At 69.3% G+C, this 23,442-nt stretch carries 15 protein-coding genes and 1 riboswitch; of the genes, 12 read left to right on the top strand and 3 right to left on the bottom strand.

Going from position 1 to position 23,442, the window contains the following annotated elements:
* The first annotated feature begins 117 nt into the window (after positions 1-117).
* The gene (locus ABD115_RS15855) at positions 118-1,155 is read left to right on the top strand and encodes a glycerophosphodiester phosphodiesterase family protein (protein ID WP_343962664.1); all 1,038 of its coding nucleotides are present in this window, start codon (positions 118-120) and stop codon (positions 1,153-1,155) included.
* 49 nt (positions 1,156-1,204) lie between these two features.
* Here the strand turns inward: ABD115_RS15855 and ABD115_RS15850 are convergent, their stop codons facing one another.
* Positions 1,205-2,221: an asparaginase domain-containing protein gene (locus ABD115_RS15850; RefSeq protein ID WP_343962662.1), complete on the bottom strand. Its 1,017-nt coding sequence runs from the start codon at positions 2,219-2,221 to the stop codon at positions 1,205-1,207.
* Between the two features lie 94 nt (positions 2,222-2,315).
* On the opposite strand from ABD115_RS15850, the gene ABD115_RS15845 reads away from it, so the two are divergent.
* Complete coding sequence (locus ABD115_RS15845) at positions 2,316-4,772, top strand: choice-of-anchor Q domain-containing protein (protein WP_343962661.1); 2,457 nt, start codon at positions 2,316-2,318, stop codon at positions 4,770-4,772.
* On the opposite strand, the gene ABD115_RS15840 is transcribed toward ABD115_RS15845, so the two are convergent.
* Positions 4,769-6,679, bottom strand: a complete 1,911-nt coding sequence (locus tag ABD115_RS15840; protein ID WP_343962659.1) for a hypothetical protein — start codon at positions 6,677-6,679, stop codon at positions 4,769-4,771. The two genes, ABD115_RS15845 and ABD115_RS15840, sit on opposite strands and share 4 nt — an antisense overlap.
* A 145-nt stretch (positions 6,680-6,824) precedes the next feature.
* On the opposite strand from ABD115_RS15840, the gene ABD115_RS15835 reads away from it, so the two are divergent.
* The 10 genes from ABD115_RS15835 to ABD115_RS15790 all read left to right on the top strand — a co-directional run bounded on the left by ABD115_RS15835 (position 6,825) and on the right by ABD115_RS15790 (position 21,986).
* Complete coding sequence (locus ABD115_RS15835) at positions 6,825-9,470, top strand: ATP-dependent helicase (RefSeq protein ID WP_343962657.1); 2,646 nt, start codon at positions 6,825-6,827, stop codon at positions 9,468-9,470.
* A gap of 784 nt (positions 9,471-10,254) precedes the next feature.
* A complete protein-coding gene (gene sucC, locus ABD115_RS15830) occupies positions 10,255-11,421 on the top strand; it encodes an ADP-forming succinate--CoA ligase subunit beta (RefSeq protein ID WP_343962655.1) in 1,167 nt (388 codons plus the stop codon).
* A 34-nt stretch (positions 11,422-11,455) separates the two neighbouring features.
* Positions 11,456-12,358: a succinate--CoA ligase subunit alpha gene (sucD, locus tag ABD115_RS15825; RefSeq protein WP_343962653.1), complete on the top strand. Its 903-nt coding sequence runs from the start codon at positions 11,456-11,458 to the stop codon at positions 12,356-12,358.
* 529 nt (positions 12,359-12,887) lie between these two features.
* Positions 12,888-14,507, top strand: coding sequence for an LPXTG cell wall anchor domain-containing protein (locus ABD115_RS15820; RefSeq protein ID WP_343962651.1), 1,620 nt, complete (start codon positions 12,888-12,890; stop codon positions 14,505-14,507).
* A 162-nt stretch (positions 14,508-14,669) separates the two neighbouring features.
* Positions 14,670-15,716 (top strand): hypothetical protein, encoded by a 1,047-nt coding sequence (locus ABD115_RS15815; RefSeq protein WP_343962649.1) that lies wholly within the window; start codon positions 14,670-14,672, stop codon positions 15,714-15,716.
* A 32-nt stretch (positions 15,717-15,748) separates the two neighbouring features.
* On the top strand, positions 15,749-17,707 hold the full coding sequence (locus ABD115_RS15810; RefSeq protein WP_343962647.1) for a cell division protein PerM: 1,959 nt from the start codon (positions 15,749-15,751) through the stop codon (positions 17,705-17,707).
* A 6-nt stretch (positions 17,708-17,713) separates the two neighbouring features.
* A riboswitch (TPP riboswitch) is annotated at positions 17,714-17,823 on the top strand.
* Complete coding sequence (locus ABD115_RS15805) at positions 17,821-18,921, top strand: thiamine ABC transporter substrate-binding protein (protein ID WP_343962645.1); 1,101 nt, start codon at positions 17,821-17,823, stop codon at positions 18,919-18,921. It overlaps the preceding riboswitch by 3 nt.
* A 28-nt stretch (positions 18,922-18,949) precedes the next feature.
* On the top strand, positions 18,950-20,641 hold the full coding sequence (locus tag ABD115_RS15800) for an ABC transporter permease (protein WP_343962643.1): 1,692 nt from the start codon (positions 18,950-18,952) through the stop codon (positions 20,639-20,641).
* A gap of 2 nt (positions 20,642-20,643) precedes the next feature.
* The gene (locus ABD115_RS15795) at positions 20,644-21,354 is read left to right on the top strand and encodes an ABC transporter ATP-binding protein (protein ID WP_343962798.1); all 711 of its coding nucleotides are present in this window, start codon (positions 20,644-20,646) and stop codon (positions 21,352-21,354) included.
* Positions 21,351-21,986, top strand: coding sequence for a nucleoside/nucleotide kinase family protein (locus ABD115_RS15790; RefSeq protein WP_343962641.1), 636 nt, complete (start codon positions 21,351-21,353; stop codon positions 21,984-21,986). Before ABD115_RS15795 ends, ABD115_RS15790 begins: the two co-directional genes overlap by 4 nt.
* Before the next feature lie 582 nt (positions 21,987-22,568).
* Here ABD115_RS15790 and ABD115_RS15785 read toward each other — a convergent pair.
* Entirely contained in the window at positions 22,569-23,375 is an 807-nt protein-coding gene (locus ABD115_RS15785; protein ID WP_343962639.1) for an SDR family NAD(P)-dependent oxidoreductase, read from the bottom strand.
* Positions 23,376-23,442: the final 67 nt, after the last annotated feature.

Genomic DNA, 23,442 nt, shown 5'->3' with positions numbered 1-23,442 from the left:
AGCGTAGTGGGGCAATGGGTTCCAGTCTATAGACACCCGTCTCCCCGATGCTGGGACTGTGCAGGGTGTTCGCTCACGGCGCGCGGGCCGCAGCCCCCAGGCTCTAGGCTGATACGCATGACTGAGCACAGGGCACAACCGATGGTCATCGGCCACCGCGGCGCCCCGGGGTACCGGCCCGAACATACTGAGGCGGCGTACCGGTTGGCGTGTGAGCTCGGAGCCGACGCGGTTGAGCCAGATGTCGTGGTGAGCCGCGACGGCGTGCTCGTCGTGCGGCACGAGAATGAGATCTCGGGCACGACCGACGTTGCCAGCCGCAAAGAGTTCGCCAGCCGCCGCACGACGAAGGTCGTCGATGGCAAGCGGCTGACGGGCTGGTTTACCGAAGACTTCACCTGGGCCGAGCTGTCGACGCTGCGCTGCGTCGAGCGACTCAAGCGAGTGCGGGCCGACAACCGCGCCTACGATCGGCAGCAACCGATGCTTCGACTGCGAGACGTGCTGCGCATCATCGACGATGAGAGCGGGCGCGGCGGCCGCGACCTCGCAGTCGTGCTCGAAGTGAAACACGCCGAGTACTTCCGCTCGATCGGCGTCGATATCGCGGCGCTCATTCAAGACGAGCTCGGGCGGTGTGGCTGGGCGGATCGGCCGGAGCGCCTCATCATCGAGTGTTTCGAGCTCGATGTGCTGCGCAGGCTGAGGCAGGCCGGGGTGCGCGCGAGCTACGTGTTTCTCGCGGAGCGCCTGGGTTCGCCGGCCGACGAGCTCGCTCGAGCGGAGGCCGGCGGCCCGCGGGCGCGCAGCTTCGAGTGGTACCGCAGCAACGAGGGTCTCGATTACCTGCGTACCCAGGTCGACGGCATTAGCGTCGACAAGGGCAGTCTGATCCGCACCAACGCGATCGGACTGGCCGCGGGCCCCGAAGATCTGCCCGCGCGCGCTCACGAACGCGGACTGCGCGTCTTCACCTGGACGCTGCGGCCCGAGAACCGATATCTCAACCTGCGCTTTCACTCGTCGCTGAGCGGCACCGACTGGGGAGATTGGCAGTCGGAGTTCGCGCTCGTGCTTGCCTCGGGTGTCGACGGCATCTTTGTGGATCACCCAGACCTCGGAGTCGCGGCGCGCGAGGCGGCGACGGGCTCCTAGTCGCGAAACGGGCCGGTATGGCGCGGGCGGCCGGTGGTGCGCGGGCGCGCTAGCGCCGAGACGGCTCCGAGCACTCACCAATGAGGTTCATGGGGGTGAGGTGCGCAACCTCGTCGGGGGTAAACCCGCGATCAAGCAGGTACCCGAGCTTCGCGATCGCGGCCTCGACCGTGAGGTCGGCACCGCCGATGACGCCAGCTGCCGCGAGCTGCCTGCCCACCGCGTAGCGATCGGTGTCGACGCTGCCGAGGGCGCACTGCGTGATCGCCACCACCGGCATGCGGTCGCTGATGCTGCGGAGCGCGTCTTTCATGCCGGGCTTCGCCATCGGGGCATTGCCCGACCCGTAGCATTCGAGCACGAGGGCTGCTGGCTCGGTCGACGCGAGGGCGAGGAGGTCGGCCGCGGCGAGACCGGGGGTGAACCGCACGGCGAGCACGCGCGCGTGGTCTGCGCGCACGAGCGCCGCGTCTTCGGGGCTGCCGGGGAGGCCGCGCGGCGCTGGCGCGAGCTCGCGTTCCGCCCGAAACGCGGCGAGCGCCTCGGCGTCAGACTTGGTCGCGCGCACCGCCGGCAGAATCTTGCCGCCGAACGCGATGGCCACTGGGGCGGTCGCACTTGCCTGCGTGACCGCGCGGATAGCGAGCTGGAGGTTATCGAAGGCATCGGTGGGGCGCGCCCCGTGCGCAAACTGGCTGCCGGTCACAACGACGGGAACGCCGAGGCCGGTGAGCTCGAAGGCGAGGCGTGATGCCGTGTACGCGAGCGTGTCGGTTCCGTGGGTGACGACGACGGCGCTCGCGCGCATCGCGCCGACGCGTGCGCGCAGTGCGCGAGCGATCTTCGGCGCGGTCTCCTCGTCGGCGTTTGCGCTGTCGATCGCTGGCTGCAGCTGGTTCACTCGTGCGCGGTAACCGTAGCGTGACGCGACGCGGTCGGCACGCTCCTCGAGGATCTCGAGAAACCCCGGGTCGGGCTCGAGCCCGTTGCCCGTGTCGTGCATGCCAATGGTGCCGCCGGTAGCGAAAATGAGGATCGTCGGCAGCTCGGGCGGTGTCTTGCGCATTCCACCATTCTCCCTCACGCGCGGCGATCGTGTGTATACGGGGTGCCGGAGGCTATTGCCCGGGCACACAATCCCACATATATTGGTCATAACTATGGTCGTCATGCCAGTGGGGCTGCACCAGTTCGAGGGGGATCCATGGCATACGGGCGCGTTCGGAGCAATAGGGGTGGGGCTTGCACTCGCCGCAGTCTCGGCGGTTCCCGCGCAAGCCGCGCCGCCCGCGGCGCTCGCGCAGGCCCCCGCGGCGCTTGACTGCGCTGTCGTGCCAGACCCGGGCGGTGCGGTGTACGAGGTGACCGCCTCAGGTGATGCGGGAGCGGGTACTTTCGCCGACGCTGTCGCGCAGGCCAATGCCTCGCCAGGCGTCGACACGATTCGGTTCGCGCCAGGGGTTACGATCGAGGCGACGAAGACCGTTGAGCTCACCGAATCGATTGTGATTGACGGCGCCGGGAGCACGCTGCAATGGGCCCCGGAGTCAGATGAAACCGAGTCGTGGCTCTCCGGCGCTGAGGTGGCGACCGTCGCAGCCTACAACCTCGCCATCACCCAAACCGCCCCCAATTGGGAGCCGATCATCTTCATCGAGAGCAGCCCGGCCGACGTCGACACCGTGCTCTGCAACGTCACCGCGACCGGGTCAAGCGAGGGGCTGCTCCAACTCGAGGAGTCGTTCAGCGACTTCATCGGGCAGCAGGTCACCGTAGACGGCAGTTCGGGCGAGGCAGAACTCGCCGCGATCTGGATTGGTCATGCCGAGGGCTCCGTGACGCTCCGGGATTCGACGTTCAAAAACCTCGACATGGGAGGGCTCACCATTGAGTACGCAGAGCTCTCGCCCGACGACGCGGTCACCGTTGCTAGCTCAGAGTTTCGCGACATCAACGTCGAAGAAGCAGAATCTGCCGGGCTCGCGCTCTCGATCAATAGCATCGAGAGCGCGACGGGCGAGGCCCGCTCAGCACCGGCGGTCTCCGTCGTCGACACCGTGCTTGCCGATATCGCCGGGTTCGCCGACGCGGCCGCCTACATCAGCGACGTCGACGGAGACGTGAGTGTCGAACGCACGCACGTCTCTGGGGTGAAGAACCCAGATGGGTACCTGCATGCTGCAATGACGATTGACTCGGTGAATGGCGGAGTGCTCGTGAGCGACTCGTCGTTCTCTGAGAACGAGGCGACCGGGCTCGTTCTTGGCTACATCGAGCCCGGCGCTGACCAACAGATTCGAGTCGAGCGCTCGCTGTTTGAGCGCAATGCCGTGCTCGAGGGTGGCGTGGCCGGCGGGCTGAACCTGACGGTAGATGCTCCCGGCAGCCGCACCACGCCGCTGGTTGAGATCGTCGATTCTGCGTTTCTCGACAACACCGGTAACGGCTATTCCGGGGCCGCGATCGATGCCTCCCTCGACGGTGTGTACGAAGACCCGGTCGTCAGGCTCACCGGGAACACCTTCCGCATTGGGCAGCCCGATGCCGAGGGCAACCTTGGCATGCCGCTCTTTGTTGAGCCGATCGGCAACTCGTTGGGAGAAGACCTGCCGCAGCCGGTGCTCGCGCTCCTCAACAACACCGTTGATGTTGGTGCGGCCTGGCCCGCAGGCGACCCCGGCATCATGATCGACAGCGAGGGGTCAACGTCAGTCATCGAACACCTCACCATGCCGGGAGCCCCCGTGTTGTTTCAGGGGGAGGACGTCGCGCTGACGGTCAACTATTCGGCACTCGGCGACGCAACGAGCGGCGGCGTTATCTCGGAGAACGGTGAAACCATCGAGGGCGTCGAGAATACGGTGCCGGCGTCGGGTGCGCTCGCCGCAGCCGGGGCAGACATCGTGCCCCTCGCAGACTGGGGGCTCGCCCCGCTCGCCGACAACGGCGGGCCGCTCGTGGGCATGGCGAGCCAGCAACTCACGATGCTGCCGAGCGCGGAGTCGCCCCTCGTGGATGCCGCAGCGACGAGCAACGCTGCGGCCGACCAGCGCGGCGTCACCCGCCCGCAAGGCGAAGCGCGCGACCGCGGCGCCGTCGAGGTCGAGGCCATCGTCGAGCTCGGCGAGGTAGCGATGGGACCAGACGTCTCGGTGAAGGCTGGCGAATCTGCGGTGCTTACAGTGACGCGCTCAGCCCCCACCGACGAAGCTGCGACGGCTACCGTGAAGCTCACTGATGGGACTGCGATTGCGGGCGCCGACTACGAGGCTGCGACGTACACGGTGGAGTGGGTCGCCGGCGACACAACCCCGAAGAAGGTCACGGTGAAGACGCAGCAGAACAAGCCAGGCACGCGCAACCTGACCGCGACGATCACCGAGGCTACCGGGGCGACAATTGGCGCGCGCGCCACCGCCACGGTCACGATCACGCAGGAAGACGCGACGGTGCCGCCGACGAAGCCGGCGCCCCCGGGCGACCAGCACCTCAGCGATACCGGCGGCACGGGCCCCGGATGGGGGCTCGGGGTCGGTCTCGCCGCGCTGCTGCTCGGCATCGCAGTTGCGGCCCTCGCGCTGCGCGGCAGGGGGCGGGGCGCGCGGGAGTCGAGCTAGGCTAGCGCCGCGACCCAGAAGAACGCGAGCGAGGCGAGCAGCAGCCCGGCGCCCACCGCGGTGACCGGGTTCAGCGCGCCGCGAAGCCGCGCCCCCGCACGCGCGGGGCCGGCGGAAGGCGCGTGGAGCAGGTGCGGTGGCGCGGGCGACTCGGCGGTCGGTGGCGGATCCGCGGCGCTCGCCGCAGGGGAATCTACTGCGGGGGTGCCGCGCATCGCGAGCTCCAGTCTGTCGTCGCGCCTGTCGTCGCGCCAGCGCCGCCACTGCGTGGTGCGCTCGATCACCCGCTCGGCCGCGTAGAGCAGGCTCAGCCAGATGCCGGGGTCGAGCGTCACGAGGTCGCGCCTGGTGCGCAGCAGCAGGCGATCATCGACGATCTCGACGTCGAACCCCTGCGCGCCGTCGACGAGCGCGGCCATCACGTCTGGCGTGAGGAGGTACAGCGCATCTCGCTCGTACCCGCTCGGGCAGTACACCGTGAACGAGCGGTGAAAATCGCCCTCGAGCGGCAACCGCTGACCGGGGGCCGGCCGACGTTTCGCGAGCAGCCCGGGCGCGAGCGAGCCCGTGCGAATGAGCAGCAGGTGAGGCAGCCGGGTCGGCAGCCGAAACTCGGCGTAGCCCGACAGGTACGTCGTCGGCGCGACGGCGTCGCTGAGCTGCCCGTTCTCGTGCTCGGTGTTGGCCGCGTGCCAGCCGAGCTTCGAGGTGACGGTTCGGCGACGCACGACCGTCGCGCGATCTCCAGACGGGGCGTGCTCGTAGCGCAGCCGGTTTTTGCGGGCGAACTCGGTGAGCCGCAAAATGTCGGCGGGTGCGGTGGCGTGGATCCGCCGCCGAAGCACCCCCAGGCCGCCCGACAGCAAGAGAAGTAGGCAGAGCCCCACCGCGGTGCCGACCCACACCCACCGCCACGGCGACCCGCCGAGCGGGGCCAGGCGAACAAACTCCGGGATTACCACGACGATGAAGATCGGCACCGCGACCAGGAACAGCGGGGTCGGGGAGCGCCGCCCCGCGTGCGCGTGCTCGCGCAGGTGCAGCCCGGTGAATGCCGCCGCGTCTTCGCGGGTCACCGCGGCGAGCAGCGGGCGTATGTCGAGGCTGGCCGGCACGGACAGGGGGCGCCCCTCCCCGGGCCGCGCGCGGCGCTTACCGGCGAGCGTGAGGCTCCCATCGGCGTGCACGTGGGCGACGCCCGCCCACGCGGCCATGAGGAGCGCTCGGCGCGGCCCGGCGTACTCCTGCTCGACGAGGGCTGCGCCGTGGGCGCCGAGCACGAACCCGGAGAGCGCAGCAGCGGCCGCCGCCCAGGCCGCGCTCGCGACCCCGCTCACGCTCAGCGTGCACAGCGCGGCGAGTGCAGCGCAGACGGGGGCAACCCCGACGCTCGTGGCGAGCTGCAGCCAGGCGCGCGGCGAGCGGTAGCGCCAGAGCAGCGCGCCGCCAAGCGTGCAGGCGAGCGCGAGGCCGAGCGTGTATTTCGTGCAGGCCGGCGGGGCGGTGATCGCGGCCGCGGCGATCACGAGCGCCGCCGCGACGAGATCGATGAGGCTGTGCCCGACGACGGCGTGCGGGGTGAAATCGACGCGGTGCGGGCCGCGAACGAGCCGATCGATCGGCGCCTGGGGTCGCGCCCTGGCGCGCCTGCCGGCGGCGACCGAGGCCGCGACGGCGACGACCGCGAGCGCGGCGAGACAGGCGGCGACCGCCCAGGTTAGACCCGCAAGGGGCAGCCCCGCGGCGGCCCGTGCGTGCGCCCACAGTGCCGCCGCGGCAGCGGTGAGCGCCAGCGCGATGGGGCGGAGCGCGGGTGCGGCGCGCGCGATTCGGTTGGCGGGGGAAAAGGTGGTCGCGGATCCACCGGGGCCTCGTGGGGGAGCGGCCTCGGCCTGGTTCGTGCGCATGTCACTGTCCTATTCGCGTGGCGGGCGTGCGGCGCGAGCCGATGTACACGAGTATTACATCAGTTGCGCAATTGTTTTGCTACTGTTTTGTCGTTCTGGGTGCGGCTACGCCAATGTCGCCGGCCCCGCCTACACTGGAGACACGATGAGCGACTTTGAACTTCTCGACCCAGGTGCGCCGTTCGGCGGCGCACAGTCAGCGCCAGGCACCGACCCGCTGCTCGATGGCCTGAACCCCGAGCAGCGCCGCGCCGTCATCGCGCGCGGCCCCGCGCTGCTCATCGTCGCGGGTGCTGGCTCGGGCAAGACCCGCGTGCTCACGCACCGCATCGCCCACCTCATTCGCGAGAAAGAGGCGTGGCCGAGCCAGATCCTTGCGATCACGTTCACGAACAAGGCGGCGGCCGAGATGCGCGAGCGCCTCGGCTCGCTGCTCGGCGCCGGCGTCGAAGGCATGTGGGTCTCGACCTTCCACTCGGCCTGCGTGCGCATTCTGCGGCGCGAGGCCGAGCGCTTCGGCTACGTATCTGGCTTCACAATCTACGACTCGGCCGACTCGCGGGCGCTGCTCAAACGCATCATCAAGGAGCTCGACGCCGACACCTACGGCTTCACCCCGGCCAACACGAGCGCGAAGATCTCGAAGCTGAAGAACGAGCTCACCGACGCGAGCGACTACGCCACGACGATGAACCCGAGCGACCCGCGCGAGCGGTTGTTCACCGAGATCTTCACGTCGTACGAACAAGAGCTCAAGCGCGCGAACGCCTTCGACTTCGACGACCTCATCGGGCAGACCGTGCGGCTCTTTCGCGCGCACCCCGACGTTGCCGCGATCTACCAGCGCCGGTTTCGGCACATTCTTGTCGACGAGTACCAAGACACCAACCACGCGCAGTATTCGCTCATTCGCGAGCTCACCAAGCACGTCGAGCCCGAGCAGGTCGCAACGCTCGTGCCGCCCGTGCGCGAGCGCGAGCTCGACGGCCTCGGGCGCATTCCCGGCGCGAGCCTCACGGTTGTCGGCGACTCCGACCAGTCGATCTACGCCTTCCGCGGCGCCGACATTCGCAACATCGTCGAGTTTGAGCGCGACTTCTCGAACGCCGAGGTCGTGAAGCTCGAACAAAACTACCGCTCGACGCAGAACATCTTGAGCGCGGCGAACGCCGTCATCGGCAACAACTTCGACAGGCAAGACAAGAAACTCTGGACGAGCGAGGGCGACGGCGAGAAGATCGTCGGCTTCACGGGCTACTCGCAGCACGACGAGGCGCGCTTCGTCGCCGAAGAGATCGAAGACCTGCACCGCGGCGGCATGGCATACGGCGACATCGCCGTGTTCTACCGCACCAACTCGCAGACGCGCGCGCTCGAGGAGCTGCTCATTCGCTCCGCTATTCCGTACCGCGTGCTCGGCGGCACGAAGTTCTACGACCGCGCCGAGATCAAAGACGCGATGGCGTACCTCACCACAATCGCGAACCCGTTTGACCCGATCGCGTGGTCGCGCATGCTCGGGGCGCCCAAGCGCGGCGTCGGCCCCATGGCCGAGGCGCACCTCGCCAACTTCCAGGAGGCCGAGGGCGTCACGTTCCACGAGGCCATGCAGCGCGCCGCCGAGATCCCGGCGCTCGGCCCGAAGATTCGCACGACCGTGATTGACCTCGCCGACATGCTCAGCCGCGCCACCCAGATGGCGCTCGGCGGTGGGGCGACCGACGTGCTGCCGCCGGCGGCCAACGCCGAGGGCGCTGATGCGGCGTCTGATGCCTCCGACGGGGCGGCTGGCGACGCCGACGCCTCGCGGAAGAAGCCGGCGCCGGTCGCCGACGTGCTCAAGCTGGTGCTCGACTCGACCGAGATGATCGAGAAGCTGCGGGCCAGGCGCGACCCGCAAGACGACGCCCGCGCCGAGAACCTCGAGGAGCTCGTGGCCGTGGCGCGCGAGTTCGACGCGCAGCAGCCGGGCGCCGGCCTGCTCGCGTTTCTCACCGAGGTGTCGCTCGTCGCGGCCGCAGACGACCTCGACGACCAGAGCGGCACCGTCTCGCTCATGACGCTGCACACCGCGAAGGGCCTCGAGTACCCCGCGGTGTTCATCACGGGCGTCGAAGAGGGGCTGATTCCGCACCAGATGTCGGTCGACGAGCTCGGCGGCATTAACGAAGAGCGCCGGCTCATGTACGTCGGCATTACCCGCGCGCGGGAGCGACTGTTCATCACGCTCGCATCGACCCGGGCGACCTTCGGCGATATCGCTGTCGCGATGCCGTCGCGCTTCTTGCAAGAGATTCCGGAGTCGCTCATCGAGTGGCGGCAGTCGCCGGGCGAGGTCACCGGCCGGGGCGGCACGCAGTCGCGGGCGCTCAACGCGGGCCGGGCGCCGGGCGCCGGCGGGTCTGGCAGCTCGAGCGGGGCCTCATGGTCGCGCAACCGCGACTCGCAGGTGTCGTTTGGCGCTGCTGGCGGCAGCTCGGCCGCGGTCGCTGAGCCCGCGAGCGGCAACATGCAGTCGGCGCTCGACAAGTGGCGCGAGCGCAAGCGGCTCGCGAAGGAGGCGCAGGCCGCCGGCGGCGGCTTCCCGAACACCATCGTCGGCAGCATTCGCGACAACGGTGATATGGAGCTTGCCATGGGCGACCGCATTCGCCACGACGAATACGGCGAGGGGCGCGTGAACGCGGTTACCGGCGCAGGCTCCAAGCGCGTCGCCCACGTCACGTTCGACACCGTGGGGGAGCGCAAGCTGCTCGTGAAGCTCGCGCCGATCGAGAAGCTCGAGGCGTAGGGGCGCCGCACCGTGCCCGGGCGGTTGCGAGCTACCGCCCGGGCGCCTTTGCGCCGTGTATTGTGTGCCCTCGCGCACCGGTCTTGACGGCGAGTGTCTGCGCCTACCGCTCGGTATGCAGACAGTCCACGGTCACCGTGACGGTTGCGGGCACTCGCGTTGCGCTAGTCAGGTCGACCTCGCCAGGCCGCAGGGTGTCGCCGGGAGCAATTGCGATGATGTCGGCCTCTCCTGGGTCTGCATACCAGGGTCGCGGAGCGCAGGGCTGCGACGCGGCGGGCTGTGCCGAGCCGACGGAAGATGCGGGCGGCGGAGGCTGGATGGCTTGCATGGGGTGGAACCGATCGGTTGGCGGGTGCGGAACACTCGCGGATCCACCTCGAAGGTGATTTGGAGCCCGGGGCGCGCCCGCAAGCCCCCGGTGCGACGATACCACCGTCGGGGGTGCCAGTGGGGGCTCAAGCTGGAGCGGAGGTGCGCCACAGCCGTCACCCATAATGGGGGTGGCGCGGCGTGTGCGAGACGCGCGGCGACATCGTGCGAAATCCTCTGAAGTGGCGGCTCAAGCTGGCGGAATCGATAGCGATAGAGGCCCGGGGCTACCGGTTTAGTCGTCGTGGGGTGGGGCGTGAGGCGAGGCGAGCTGGGGTTGGGCGCGCGAGCTGGGTGCGAGCGCGGGCGCCTGTGACATAGCGGTGTTAGACTGGCAAACGGTCGACATTTCTCTCGACATCGAGACATTTTTGCCTCGGGTAACCCAACATCCCAAGCAGAAGGACAGTACGTGGATCTGTACGAGTACCAGGCACGCGATCTTTTCGAACGATACGGGGTGCCGGTGCTCCCCGGCATCGTCGCTGACACCCCCGAGGAGGTGCGTGCAGCAGCCGAGAAGCTTGGTGGCGTCGTCGTCGTCAAGGCTCAGGTGAAGGTCGGAGGCCGCGGCAAGGCCGGCGGTGTGAAGGTCGCAAAGAACCCCGACGAGGCGTTCGAGGCGGCACAGGCAATCCTTGGCCTTGATATCAAGGGCCACACCGTGAACCGCGTGATGGTCGCAGCGGGCGCAGATATCAAGGAGGAGTTCTACTTCTCGGTGCTGCTCGACCGCGCAAACCGCTCTTACCTCTCGCTCTGCAGCGTTGAGGGCGGCATGGAGATCGAGGTGCTCGCCGTCGAGAAGCCAGAGGCTCTCGCGCGCATCGAGATCGACCCGATCGGTGGCATCGACGCAGCTAAGGCCGAGGAGATCGCGCGCGCAGCCCGCTTCCCCGAAGAGCTCGTCGCGAAGGTCGTTCCGGTCTTCCAGAAGCTGTACGAGGTCTACGTCGGCGAGGATGCAACCCTCGTCGAGGTGAACCCGCTCGTGCTCACCGGCGCCGGCGATATCGTCGCGCTCGACGGCAAGGTCTCGCTCGACGAGAACGCCGACTTCCGCCAGCCCGGCCACGCTGAGCTCGAGGACAAGGCTGCTGAGGATCCGCTCGAGGCCAAAGCCAAGGCGCAGGATCTCAACTACGTGAAGCTCGACGGCGAGGTCGGTGTCATCGGTAACGGTGCAGGCCTCGTGATGTCGACGCTCGACGTCGTTGCGTACGCCGGCGAGAACCACGGAAACGTGAAGCCAGCCAACTTCCTCGACATCGGTGGTGGCGCCTCGGCAGAGGTTATGGCAGCCGGCCTCGACGTGATTCTCGGCGACCCGCAGGTGAAGTCGGTGTTCGTGAACGTCTTCGGCGGCATCACCGCGTGTGACGCAGTCGCAAACGGCATCGTCGGCGCGCTCGAGAAGCTCGGCGACGCAGCGAACAAGCCGCTCGTTGTTCGCCTCGACGGCAACAACGTCGAGGAGGGCCGTCGCATTCTCAACGAGGCGAACCACCCGCTCGTGACCCAGGCCGCCACGATGGACGAGGGCGCCGACAAGGCCGCCGAGCTCGCCAACGCACGCTGAACTACCCTGCGGAACTAGAAGGAATTACAGAACTATGTCGATCTTCCTGAACAAGGATTCCAAGGTCATCGTCCAGGGCATCACCGGCGGCGAGGGCACGAAGCACACCGCCCGCATGCTCGCCGCTGGCACCCAGGTTGTTGGTGGCGTGAACGCCCGCAAGGCCGGCACGACCGTGTCGCACGTTGACGCCGACGGCAACGCCGTCGAGCTCCCCGTGTTCGCGACCGTCGCCGAGGCGATGGCGGCGACCGGCGCCGACGTTTCGGTCGCGTTCGTGCCGCCGGCATTCACCAAGGATGCGGCGATCGAGGCAATCGATGCGAGCATCGGCCTGCTCGTGATCATCACCGAGGGCGTGCCCGTCAAAGACTCGGCCGAGCTCTGGGCTCACGCCAAGGCGACCGGCGGCAACACCCGCATCATCGGGCCGAACTGCCCCGGCATCATCACCCCGGGCGAGGCGCTCGCGGGCATCACGCCCGCGACCATCACCGGCAAGGGCCCGATCGGCCTCGTGTCGAAGTCGGGTACCCTCACCTACCAGATGATGTACGAGCTGCGCGATCTCGGCTTCTCGACCGCTATCGGCATCGGTGGCGACCCCGTCATCGGAACGACGCACATCGACGCACTCGAGGCGTTTGAGAACGACCCCGAGACCAAGGCAATTGTCATGATCGGTGAGATCGGCGGCGACGCTGAGGAGCGCGCGGCCGAGTACATCAAGGCAAACGTGACGAAGCCGGTTGTTGGCTACGTTGCCGGCTTCACCGCGCCCGAGGGCAAGACCATGGGCCACGCTGGCGCCATCGTGTCGGGCTCGGCAGGCACGGCTCAGGCGAAGAAGGAGGCCCTTGAGGCCGCAGGCGTGAAGGTTGGCAAGACCCCAACCGAGACCGCTGAGCTGCTGCGCGCGGCGTTCGCACAGCTGTAAACGCAACGCGTTTACAGGCGAACCCGCGCCGGCGCCACTGCGCCGGCGCGGGTTCGCCTTTTTTCGGCTGACGCATATGGCACTTGTTGTCGCTTGGCGGGCCGGGTGGCGACAACAAGCGCCATATGCTGCCCGCGGGTAGCCCGCGGCGGGGACCGCGGGTAGCCCGCGGGCAGCCCGCGGCGGGGCCTGAGGCCGTCGGCCGGGGGTTTGGAGTTTTCGAAAGGGTGCGCGGCGGGGCGAACCGGAATGTTCGAACGGCCAGGAACCGCGCGCCGATCGCGATTGCGCATCGCCCCAAATGTATGCCCAGATCAGGGAAAACTGCGGAACTGCCGGGGTGCCAGCTGGCGCCCAGAGCCGGCGGGGCCGGAGCCCCGAAGCGGAGATCTATTCGTGCACGAACTTGGCGGTAGCTATGAGGCTCCAATCTCAGTAGGCTGGCGACATTGCGGGAAATTGGCGGCGCTGCGGTGCGCCGCATTTCACGCGATTTACGAGATCGGCTATCAAGGGGGACATCTCGCACATGTTGAAACGAATCGCGGGCTCGGTTGCCGCGCTGACAATTGCTGTCGCGGGGCTCGGCCTCGTCGGCACGGCCGCCCAGGCGCAGGAGGCGGGCGCGGTGATTACCGCCGACGACATTCTGCGCACGGAAACACAAGACACCTACACTCTCTGGCACCAGGGCGCGACGCCGGGCGGGCGCTACGCCTCGACCGTCGACGGCCTGCTGGTGACAGGCAACACGCAGATCATCAAGGGCGAGACAGAGCTGCCCGCAGTTGGTGAGCTGCTCGCCTACGCCAAGTCGAGCAAGGTCGTGTCGACCGGCGGGCCTGTCTGGCACCAGGTCGGCTTCGGGCTCGACAACGGCGACTGGACGACGCTTCGCGCGCAGGTCGGCGCCGAGTCGGGCAACTGGACGACGAGCCAGTCATTCAACGGGTTCGGGCGAAACGCCCAGGCTCCGCTCGACGACCTGCTCGCAGGCCTGACCGGAAACCTCACCTACCTGTCTGGCGGCTTCTACGTCGATCAGAAGGTGCCGGCGACGATCTCGAGCTACGAGGTCAATGGCGTCACGACGTCGTTCGCGCTCGGCGCGCTGAGCACGACGCCGCAGCAGACCGAGTACGTGCTCGACACCGGCATTCGCCCGTACGAGACTGAAGAAGAGTACGTTGGCTGGCACGACGGTGCCGAAGCCGGCGGCACCTATGTGTCGACGCCCGACGGGCTCAAGGTCGGCGGCAAGGCGCAGATCTTGAACGGTGAGGAGAGCTCGAGCTGGCAGGTCGCGCAGTTCGTGACCGGCCTCGCGATCGAGACCACGAGCCCAGACGTCTGGTACCAGGTTCCCGTACAGTCTGAGGCGGGCTTCACGACGCTGCGCGCAACCCCCGAGATGGCCGCTGCCGGCAACTGGGTGACGAGCCGCGCAATCGGGGCGCTGGCCGCGAACTCGCAGGCACCTATCAACGACATCGCCTTGGAGCTGGGAGCCCACTCCGTCATCGGCTACGGCTTCTTCGTCGACACCGGCGTCACCGCGACCGTGAAGAGCATCACCGCGAATGGCAAGCTGACCGACTTCGCGAAGAAGCCGTTCACCCCGCGCCCAGACCTTCCAGGGGTGGGCATTGGCCAGGGCATCGATGTCGCGCCACCTGCGGCCGTCGGCACGATCAAGGTGAAGCAGGGCGCAGCGGTTCGCCTCGTCGCCCCGGAGGGCATCTTCGTGCCGGGCGAATCGGTCACCGTGACGCTGCACTCGAAGGCGACCGCGCTCGGCTCGTTCGCCTCGAACGCGTTGAACGGTGCGGTTGACGGGTCAGCGACCGTTCCCGCAAACACCCCGGTCGGCACCCACCGAGTGCTGTTCCAGGGTGCGAACAGCTACTACTGGGCCCCGGCGGCCTTCGTCGTTACGGCGGCTGACACGGGTAACGCCGGTAATACCGGTGGCACGGGCGGCACCGGCAACGGCACCGTCAGTGATAAGGACCCGGCGAAAGCGGGCGGCGCGAAGGGCCAGCAGCTCGCTGTCTCGGGCTCCGAGCAGAATCTGCTGCCCGTCGCGCTCGGCGGCGTCGCACTCGCGCTCGGTGCGGGGCTGATGCTCCTGCGCCGCCGCGCGCGCTAAGCGGCTGCCAGCCTCAGCGCTGCAAGTGGCGCCCCGATACCTCACGGTGTCGGGGCGCCACTTGCGTGCCAGCGCCCGCGGATCCGCCGCTGGCAGCGAACCCACCGAGTCACAGAGCGCAACACGCGCCCCCGCGCGGGGCCCGCGCGGCATACTTGAACAATGAGCCAGGTACAGGGAGCCCACCTCGTGGGCAGCATCAACTTCGACGACGCCGAGACGACGCTGCGGGTCGCGGCGGAGCAGCTCGGCGACCGGCTGCGGCGCATACCCGACGGCGAGGTTGGCGAGCGCTTTCACTGGATTCTGTTTCAGGCAGACGTGCTCGGCCAGGCCGCCGGCATCGAGCGCGTCGGCGACACCCCGATTCCGCTGCGCATGCTCGATATTCGGCCGGTGCGGCTCGCCGAGGGGGTCGACGCCGCGAGCATCGAACTGCCGCCGCTGGGCTACGCGGCCGCGGCGCGCGAGTCGTGGGAGGTGTTCGAGCGGCTGCAGCGGGACGGCGTGATCGCCGAGCACACCCGCTTCCAGGTGTCACTGCCGACGCCGCTCGCGGTCGTCGCGAGCCTCGTCGCCGCTCCCGACCGGGCAGCGTTCGAGCCAGTGTACGAGGCGGCGCTCGCGCGCGAGCTCGACGAAATTCTCGCGACGATTCCGCACGACAAGCTCGCGATTCAGTGGGACGCGGCGCTCGAGTTTGCGATCATCGAGGGGGTCACCGGCCACGCCGGAGCGTTCGAGTGGTTCGACGACGTGTGGGCCGGCACGACCGAGCGGCTCGCGCGGCAGCTCGACCGGGTGCCGGCGGGCGTCGAGGCCGGCGTGCACCTGTGCTACGGCGACGTCGCCGAGAAGCACTTCGTCGAGCCTGCCGACACCGAGCAGCTCACCCGCTTCGCTAACCGGGTGCTCGAGCTCACGGCCCGGCCCCTCACGTGGCTGCACCTGCCCGTGCCGATCGAGCGCGACGACGCCGCGTACTTCGCCCCGCTCGCGCGGCTGCAGCTGCCGGTCGAAAGCGAGCTCTACCTCGGCCTCGTGCACCGCGAAGACGGCGCTGAGGGCGCCGAGCGGCGCATCGCGGCTGCGCAGGCACATGTCTCGCGCGACTTCGGGGTCGCGACCGAGTGCGGCTTCGGCCGCGCGCCGGAGGGCACGACCGTGCCGCTGTTCGAGGCGCACCGCCGCGTCGCGCTCGCCTGGTAGGTGCCAGGCGCGGCCCGGTAGACTTTGGGGCGATGAGAGCAATACTGACCGGGGTCGTCGCAACGATTGAGGCCATCGCGGTCGCGCTGGCCACGCTGCTGGTTGCCGCCGCCGTCGCCTTTCTCGTGTGGTGGCTCGCGTTCGACCTGGGTGCCGAGCCCGCCGACGTGTTCGCGGGCGCGGGCGCGGCCTGGCTGCTCGCGCACTTCGTGCCGCTCGGCGTCGAGCTCTCGCCCGAGACGATGCAGCTGCTCGGCTTCGGCCCCGAGGCACTCGCCTTCACGCTCTCGCTCGCGCCGCTCGGCATCACGCTCGTGACCGTCGGCTTCGCGGCGCGCGCCGGGTGGCGGTTCGGGGGCCGCGGCGGCGCCGGGGCCGCCGGCGTGCTCGGCGGGGCACTGGGGTTCGGCGCGGTCGCCGGCGTGGTCGCCTCGCTCGCGCCGCTCGTGCGCGGTGGGTGGTTTGCCGCCGCTGCGGCCGCAGGGCTCGTGTACGGCGCGGGCTCGGCGATCGCCTTCGTGATTCGCGCGGCGCGCGAACAGCACGGTTGGTGGATCGCGGCGCTCGGGGCGACCGAGGCCGCACTCGCGAAGCTCGGCTTGCCGCGCCCCGCCGCATTCGCGTACCGCGCGGGGCAGACCCTCAGGCTCGCGGTGATGCTGCTCGCCGGCTATCTCGGTCTTGCGGGCATCGCGTTCGCCGCCTCGCTCCTCGGCAGGTTCGCCCACGTCGTTGGCGCCTCCGAGGCGCTGCAGCTCGACCTCTGGGGCACGCTGCTGATGTTCGTGTTGCAGCTGATGCTGCTCCCGGTGCTCGTGTTGTGGGCGGGTTCGTGGCTGACGGGTGCCGGCTTCGCCGTTGGAATTGGCAGTTCGGCGTCGCCGTTCGGGCAGCTGCTCGGGCCGCTGCCGGGGCTGCCGGTGCTCGCCGCCATACCCGAGGGGTGGGGGAGCGGCGCGGTGATTGCGCCGCTCTTGCTCGCGCTCGTTGGCGTGGCGATCGGGGCCGCGCTCGGCGAGCGGGCCAGGCAGCAGACGCTTGGGGCGCTCGCGGCGCAGGTCGTTGGGGCCGCGGTCGCGGCAGGGCTGGCGATCGCGCTCGCGAACTGGGCGGCGAGCGGATCGCTGGGCCCGGGCCGGCTGGCCGAGGTCGGCCCAGCGGTGTGGCTCGGGGCTGGGCTGGCCGCGGCCGAGCTCGGGCTCGGGTGCTTTCTCGGCGCGCTCGCGGCGCGCGCAGACGTCGCGAGGCGGATCCGCGTGGGGCGCGAGGCCGGCCCGCGCCTCGGAGGCGTGACCGACCCCGACGCGGGCGCTGAGGCGCTGGCCGGGGCACCTGCCGGGGTGCCCGGTGGAGTGCGGGTCGGGGAGCGCGCCGGGACGGACCGCGGAGCGAGCCTTGACCGTGAGGAGGCGCCTGGTGAGGAACGCCTCGCCCCCGTGGCGCGGCTGTGGCCTCGGGCCGCGCGCCGATCGGGCTCGGAGGCTGGCATCGGAGTGCTCGGCGAGGAACTTGACCCCGACGACCAGCTCACCGAGCCGCTCGACGGCGTGGTGGGTGGCGGTAGTGCTGGCGGCGCCGACGGGTTCGCTGCCGGGGGGTACGGTACCGATGCGTACGGTACCGATGCGTACGACACCGATGCGTACGACACCGATGCGGATGACACCGATGCGTACGACACCGATGCGTTTGGTGCCGGGGTGCTTGGCGCCGACGGACCCGGCGCGCCAGTGCCAGAGGCCGAGCTGTTCGATCAGCACGACGCCGGTCGCGATGACGGTCACGACGCCGGTCACGATGCCGGTCACGATGACGCCGGCGGGCAGGCCGAGAGGCGGGCCCCGGGCGCGACCGGAGCCCGCGAAGCGGGCCGCGAGCCCGACGCCGAAGAGCTCATCGAGGCGTATTCGTGGGAGAACGTTGACCTCGACGCCCAGGCCGACCCCGAGCCGAAGCGGCAGGGTTGGCGCTGGCCTGGCCGCAAGGGCTAGGCTGGGGGAGTAATCCACGGGAGTCCCGGCGCGCGGGGCTGAGAGGGAGCACGCGTGCTCTGACCGTTTCACCTGATCTGGTTCATGCCAGCGGAGGAAGGACTCTTCTCGTTATGCGTACACACTCGCGTTCCAAGACCCGCGTATTCGCGCTCGCCGCGTTGCCACTCGCGGGCGTACTCGCGCTTACCGGGTGCGGCGCTGCCGACGCCGGCGAGCCCGCAGCCAACAACCCCAAACGGGTGTCGATCGTGGTGCACGACAGCTTTGTCGACGGCGATGCCTTTGCCGCCGCGGCGAGCAAGGCCACCGGCTTCGACGTCGAGGTGCTGACTGCTGGCGACGGCGGCGAGCTCGCGAACAAGCTCGTGCTCACCAAGGGAGCCCCGATAGCCGACGCGTTCTTCGGCATCGACAACACCTTCGCCTCGCGCCTCATAGACAACGACGTTGTCGAACCCGTTGCCGTCGACGCGCTCCCGGAGCGGGCCGTGAAGATCGCCGCCGAGCTCGATGGGGCAACCGCCGAGCAGGTACCGCTCGTGCCCATCGACATTGGGGCGACCTGCGTGAATATCGACAGCGACTGGTTCGCCGAGCACGGGGTTGCTGAGCCTGCAACGTTCGACGACCTCGCGGATCCGCAGTACAAAGATCTCGCGGTGCTGCTCGACCCGACCGGCTCGAGCACCGGCGCCTCGTTCATGATTGCCACGATCGCGAAGTTCGGCGAGGACGGCTTCGTCGATTACTGGAAGAGCCTCGAGGCCAACGGTGCGCGCATCGTGCAGGGGTGGACCGAAGCCTACAACACCGAGTTCAGCGGGGTGAACGAGGCCGGCTCCCGGCCCATCGTGGTGTCGTACTCGACCTCACCCGCGTTCACGGTGAACGACGACGAAACCGCCTCGAACACCCGCGCGCTGCTCGACACCTGCTCAAGCCAGACCGAGTTCGCCGGCGTGCTCAAGGGCAGCGCGAACCCGGAGGGTGCCCTCGCCGTCGTGAACTACCTGCTCTCGGAGGAGTTTCAGTCGGGCATCGCCGACCAGATGTACATGTACCCCGTCGATGAGTCGATCGAGCTGCCGAGCAGCTGGGCGAAGTTCGCGCCGCTGCCCGCTGACGGTCAGGCCCATGACCTGAGCTCAGCCGAGATTCAGGCGGGCCTCGACGGCTGGCTGCGAACCCTCGGCGACGCCGTCGGGCTGTAGCGGGGCTCGCTCGCATGGGGAGGCCTCGGTGAGGGCGGTGACGGCGGTGACGGCGGTGGCCCGTCGCCCGCTCGGTGCGCTCGCGTGGGCGCTCGCTGCGGCCGTTCCCCTGGTTTTTGTCGGCATCTTCTTTCTGTGGCCGGTTGTCGCGCTTGTCGCGACGGGGCTCACGAGCGGTGGCCAGCTTGACCTCGGCGGTATCACCGAGGTGCTCGGGCTCGAGCGCAGCTGGCGTGTGCTCGGCAACACGCTCACACAGGCGAGCCTCGCGACACTCGTTGCCGTGCTACTCGGCGTGCCGGCCGCGTTCGTGCTCTATCGGCTCGAATTTCGCGGCCGCGGGGTGCTGCGGGCGCTGCTCACCGTGCCGTTCGTGCTACCAGCGGTGGTCGTTGGCGTGGCCTTCACCGCGCTCTACGGGCCGGGAGGCGCGCTGCACTGGCTCGGGCTCGATCGCTCGCTCACCGTCGTCGTGCTCGCGCTCGCGTTCTTCAACGTCACCGTCGTCGCCCGCACCGTCGGCGGTTACTGGGCACAGCTCGACACCCGCCAAGGGCAGGCCGCACGCACGCTCGGAGCCGGCCCCGTGCGCGTATTCTGCACGGTCACGCTGCCCGCACTGGCACCCGCCCTCGCCTCGGCCGGTGCCCTCGTCTTCCTGTTCTGCGCGACCTCGTTCGGCGTCGTGCTCATTCTCGGCGGCCGCGAGTTCGCGAACATTGAGACCGAGATCTATCGCCTCACCGTGCAGTTTCTCGACCTGCGCTCGGCTGCCGTGCTGTCGCTCGTGCAGTTCGCAATCGTCGCGCTTGCGCTCGCGGTCTCGGCGCTCCTGCGCTCGCGCAACGAACGCGCCCAGGCGGTGCGCGACGAGGTGCGCGCGCCGCGCCGCGGCGACACCCCCGTGCTGCTCGTCTTCGGTGCGACCGTGCTGCTACTGCACGCGCTCCCGGTCGGGGCGCTCGTCTGGCGGTCACTGCATGCTGTTGGCGGAGGGTTCTCGTTTGAGAATTACCGGGCGCTCGTCTTCCCGCCCCCGTCGTCGCCGCTGCACGGCTCGGTGTTCGACTCGGCGGCGCTGTCGTTTGGCATCGCCTGCGTTGCGACGGTGATCGCGGTAACGCTCGGCATGCTCGTGTCGCTTATCGTGTCGCGCCGGCCTCGCTCACAGGGGCTTCGCCGCGGCATCGCAATATACGACGCGGCGGTAATGCTGCCGCTCGGCATCTCGGCGGTGACGCTCGGCTTCGGGCTGCTGCTCACGATGCACCGCCCGCTCGGCCTCGGCTTTGATCTGCGCACGTCGGTCGTGCTCATACCGATTGCGCAGGCGCTCGTCGCGCTGCCGCTCGTCGTGCGCACGCTCACGCCGGTGCTTCGCGCCATCGACCCGCGCACCCGGGAGGCCGCGATGATGCTCGGAGCCTCGCCGTTTCGGGTGCTGCGCACGATCGACTTCGCGCTACTCGGGCGCTCGGCCGGGCTCGCACTGGGCTTTGCGTTTGCGGTCTCGCTCGGGGAGTTCGGGGCGACCGCGTTTCTCGTGCGACCCGACGCTCAGACGCTGCCGGTCGCGATTGCCGCGCTGGTCGGCAGCCCAGACCCCGCGAGCTACGGGGCGGCGCTGGCCGCGTCGGTCGTGCTCGGCGGGCTCGCTGCCGGAATTATGCTGATGGCCGAGCGCTGGCGCGTCGACGGCGGAGTAGGGGGAAGCTGGTGAACATGCTCGGAGATGGTTCGCGTGCTGGTGCTGGTGCTGGTGCTGTCGGTGCTGGTGGTGAGTGTGGCGATGGGCTGGCTGTGCGCGCCGTGACGGTTGCCTATCGGCGCGACGAACCCGTCGTGCGCGGTGCGAGCTTTGACGTGCAGCGCGGCGAGGTCGTCGCGCTGCTCGGCCCCTCTGGCTGTGGGAAGTCGACGCTGCTTCGAGCGATTGCGGGGCTCGAACCCCTTGCCGGCGGCTCCGTGAGCTGGGGCGGGGAAGACCTTGCCAGGGTGCCAGCGCACCGGCGCGAATTTGGGCTGGTGTTTCAAGACGGGCAATTGTTTGCGCACCGCAACGTCGCCGAGAATATCGCCTACGGGCTGCGAGTGAAACGCTGGAATCGACAGGCCCGCGAGGCCCGGGTGGGCGAGCTGCTCGACCTCGTCGGTCTACCGGAGCTCGGTGCGCGGCCCGTCACCGAGCTTTCTGGCGGGCAGCGCCAGCGCGTCGCGCTCGCCCGCGCGCTTGCCCCCAGCCCGCGGCTGCTGCTGCTCGACGAGCCGCTGTCGGCGCTCGACCGGGAGCTGCGCGACCGGCTCGCCGTCGACCTTGCCGAGCTGCTGCGCGCCACTGGAACAACCGCGATGCTCGTGACACACGACGAGGGCGAGGCCGAAACCATCGCCGGTCGTGTGCTGCGCATGCGCGAGGGGCTGGTCGCCGAGTGAGCGGGGGAGCTGCTGGTGCTGGTGTGGTCGCGGGTGCTGGTGCTGGTGCTGGTGTGGTCGCGGGAGGCTTGGCCGCTCGGCTGGCGGCCCGCATCGCGCTGAACGCCGGCCGGGCTCGATGGCCGCGGGTCGTGTTTATTGACGGCCGCTCGGGTTCGGGGAAGACCACGCTCGCCGATGGGCTCGCGGCGGAGCTTGTGAGATCGGGCTGCCCCGCGCCACAGGTCGTTGGTATGGACGAGCTCTACCCTGGGTGGGACGGCCTCGCGGCCGGCAGCGCCGCCGTCGCCGGGCTGTTGCGCACGGGGGTGTACCGGCGCTACGACTGGTATGCGGAGACTTTCACCCCCGAGGTCGTGCTCGATCTCGCGGCCCCGATAATCATCGAAGGCTGCGGGTCGCTGAGCGCCGCGGCACTCGGTGCCGCTAGCGGGCTCGGTGCCCCCGCCGGGCTTGGTGCCAGCTACGCGGTGTGGGTCGAGTGCCCCGCGCCGCTTCGCCGAGCGCGAGCGCTCGCGCGCGACGGTGAGACCTTCGCGCCACACTGGGAGAACTGGGCCTCGCAGGAGGCGGCGCACTTCGCCGTCAGTCAGCCACTCGCCCGGGTGAACGAGATCGTGCACGTCGCGTAGCGCCCCTGTCTGTCTGCGGTGCATAGGTAAACAGCCGGAGACCGGGGAAATTGCGCCGGATCGGCGCGTTCTACGGCGAATCGCATATTGGGTGCAGGGCTGTGTGGTGCTGCGGTGGTGCTGGGGGCTGCGGTTTTGCGATGGGGCCAATTGGTGGCGCGCGACGTGTGGGGCGGGTATCCCGGGGAGGTGGTTCCCGCAGCGCCGCCACGCGGCGGGGCGGGTGGGCCCGGGGCGCCGCGGGCGGAACGAGGTTGGTGTCGGAGCAGACCGCTGGGCCGATGGAAGCGGACCCAGGTGCGCCCTGGCTCGGTGGTGGACAGAAGAGTCATCGCGCCTGCTGGTGTATAGCAGGGGTGGTCGAAACGCATTACCGTGAAAGAAGACGCGCAATAGTCGGGTCGTTCCCGCTAGAGGCATGGTCTGGTGCCAGAAAGCACTCGAACCCCTCGCTTGCAGCTGCGGTAGATAGCTGATCTGCGCAGGATAGGTGAGCACGGGCTGGGTTGCTGCTAGGGGCGGCCGATCGCATATTGAGTGCTGACGGTTGGGGGAGAAGCCTGGGCCGGTACTGGACCGCCGCTAGTGCACTGAAAAACCACCGTCGACCGCGATCGACTGCCCCGTCACGTAGGCGGATGCCGGGCTCGCGAGGAAGACGGCTGCCCCGGCAAAGTCGTCTGGGCGCCCGTTGCGGCCGACGAGGGTGCGAGCCGCGAGTGCGGCGACCGTGGCCGGGTCTGAGCTCAGCCGCTCGTTGAGCTTCGTCTGCACGAACCCCGGAATCAGCGCGTTCGCGGTGACGCCACTGGCCGACCACGCCTCGGCCTGGGACCGGGCGAGCGCCTCGACGCCCGCCTTCGACACCCCGTAGGCGCCGCTCGCGGCGAAGGGCCGGTGAGCCTGCTGCGAACTGATGTGAATGAACCGGCCATACCCGCGCTCCACCATGGCGGGCGCGAGGCGCTGGCCGAGCACGAACGGCGCGTCGAGGTTGACCGCCATGGTGGCATCCCAATCAGCCTCGGTGAGCTCACCGAGTGGCGGCCGAAGGTTGATGCCCGCGGAGTTCACGACGATGTCTGCCCCGCCGCCGGTGTCGTCGCCGAGGGGCTCGAGCGCGAGCATGGAGTCGGCGAGAGCATGAGCGCCTGCCCTGCTGCCGAGGTCTGCCGTGATGCCAACGGCCGAGCCGCCCGAGGCCTGAACCGCGGCGCTTGCCGACATCTCGGAGACCGCGGCTGAAATCGCCTGCTCCGTTCTCGCCGCGACGACAACGCGGGCTCCGGCCGCCGCCAGGGCCTCGGCGATCGCGCGCCCGATGCCGGAGCTCCCTCCGGTCACCAGCGCGGTCTTGCCGTTCAGCCCAAACAGTTCGTGAAGATGCATGACTGCAGCCTATCTCCGGTGAGTAGCGGTGCAGCCTGCACACTGACCACCCGGTCAGGTCAGAGAG

This window comes from Leucobacter albus (assembly GCF_039528015.1).
Classification (GTDB): Bacteria; Actinomycetota; Actinomycetes; order Actinomycetales; family Microbacteriaceae; genus Leucobacter; species Leucobacter albus.
This window is presented reverse-complemented; position numbering and strand designations above follow the sequence as displayed.

Bases quoted from the DNA above. Each gene is read 5' to 3' on its own strand.
- sucD (WP_343962653.1), top strand. From the start codon at position 11,456: ATGTCGATCTTCCTGAACAAGGATTCCAAGGTCATCGTCCAGGGCATC.
- ABD115_RS15855 (WP_343962664.1), top strand. From the start codon at position 118: ATGACTGAGCACAGGGCACAACCGATGGTCATCGGCCACCGCGGCGCC.
- ABD115_RS15840 (WP_343962659.1), bottom strand. From the start codon at position 6,679: ATGCGCACGAACCAGGCCGAGGCCGCTCCCCCACGAGGCCCCGGTGGA.
- ABD115_RS15845 (WP_343962661.1), top strand. From the start codon at position 2,316: ATGGTCGTCATGCCAGTGGGGCTGCACCAGTTCGAGGGGGATCCATGG.
- ABD115_RS15795 (WP_343962798.1), top strand. From the start codon at position 20,644: ATGCTCGGAGATGGTTCGCGTGCTGGTGCTGGTGCTGGTGCTGTCGGT.
- ABD115_RS15835 (WP_343962657.1), top strand. From the start codon at position 6,825: ATGAGCGACTTTGAACTTCTCGACCCAGGTGCGCCGTTCGGCGGCGCA.
- ABD115_RS15805 (WP_343962645.1), top strand. From the start codon at position 17,821: ATGCGTACACACTCGCGTTCCAAGACCCGCGTATTCGCGCTCGCCGCG.
- ABD115_RS15850 (WP_343962662.1), bottom strand. From the start codon at position 2,221: ATGCGCAAGACACCGCCCGAGCTGCCGACGATCCTCATTTTCGCTACC.
- ABD115_RS15815 (WP_343962649.1), top strand. From the start codon at position 14,670: ATGAGCCAGGTACAGGGAGCCCACCTCGTGGGCAGCATCAACTTCGAC.
- ABD115_RS15820 (WP_343962651.1), top strand. From the start codon at position 12,888: ATGTTGAAACGAATCGCGGGCTCGGTTGCCGCGCTGACAATTGCTGTC.
- ABD115_RS15810 (WP_343962647.1), top strand. From the start codon at position 15,749: ATGAGAGCAATACTGACCGGGGTCGTCGCAACGATTGAGGCCATCGCG.
- ABD115_RS15785 (WP_343962639.1), bottom strand. From the start codon at position 23,375: ATGCATCTTCACGAACTGTTTGGGCTGAACGGCAAGACCGCGCTGGTG.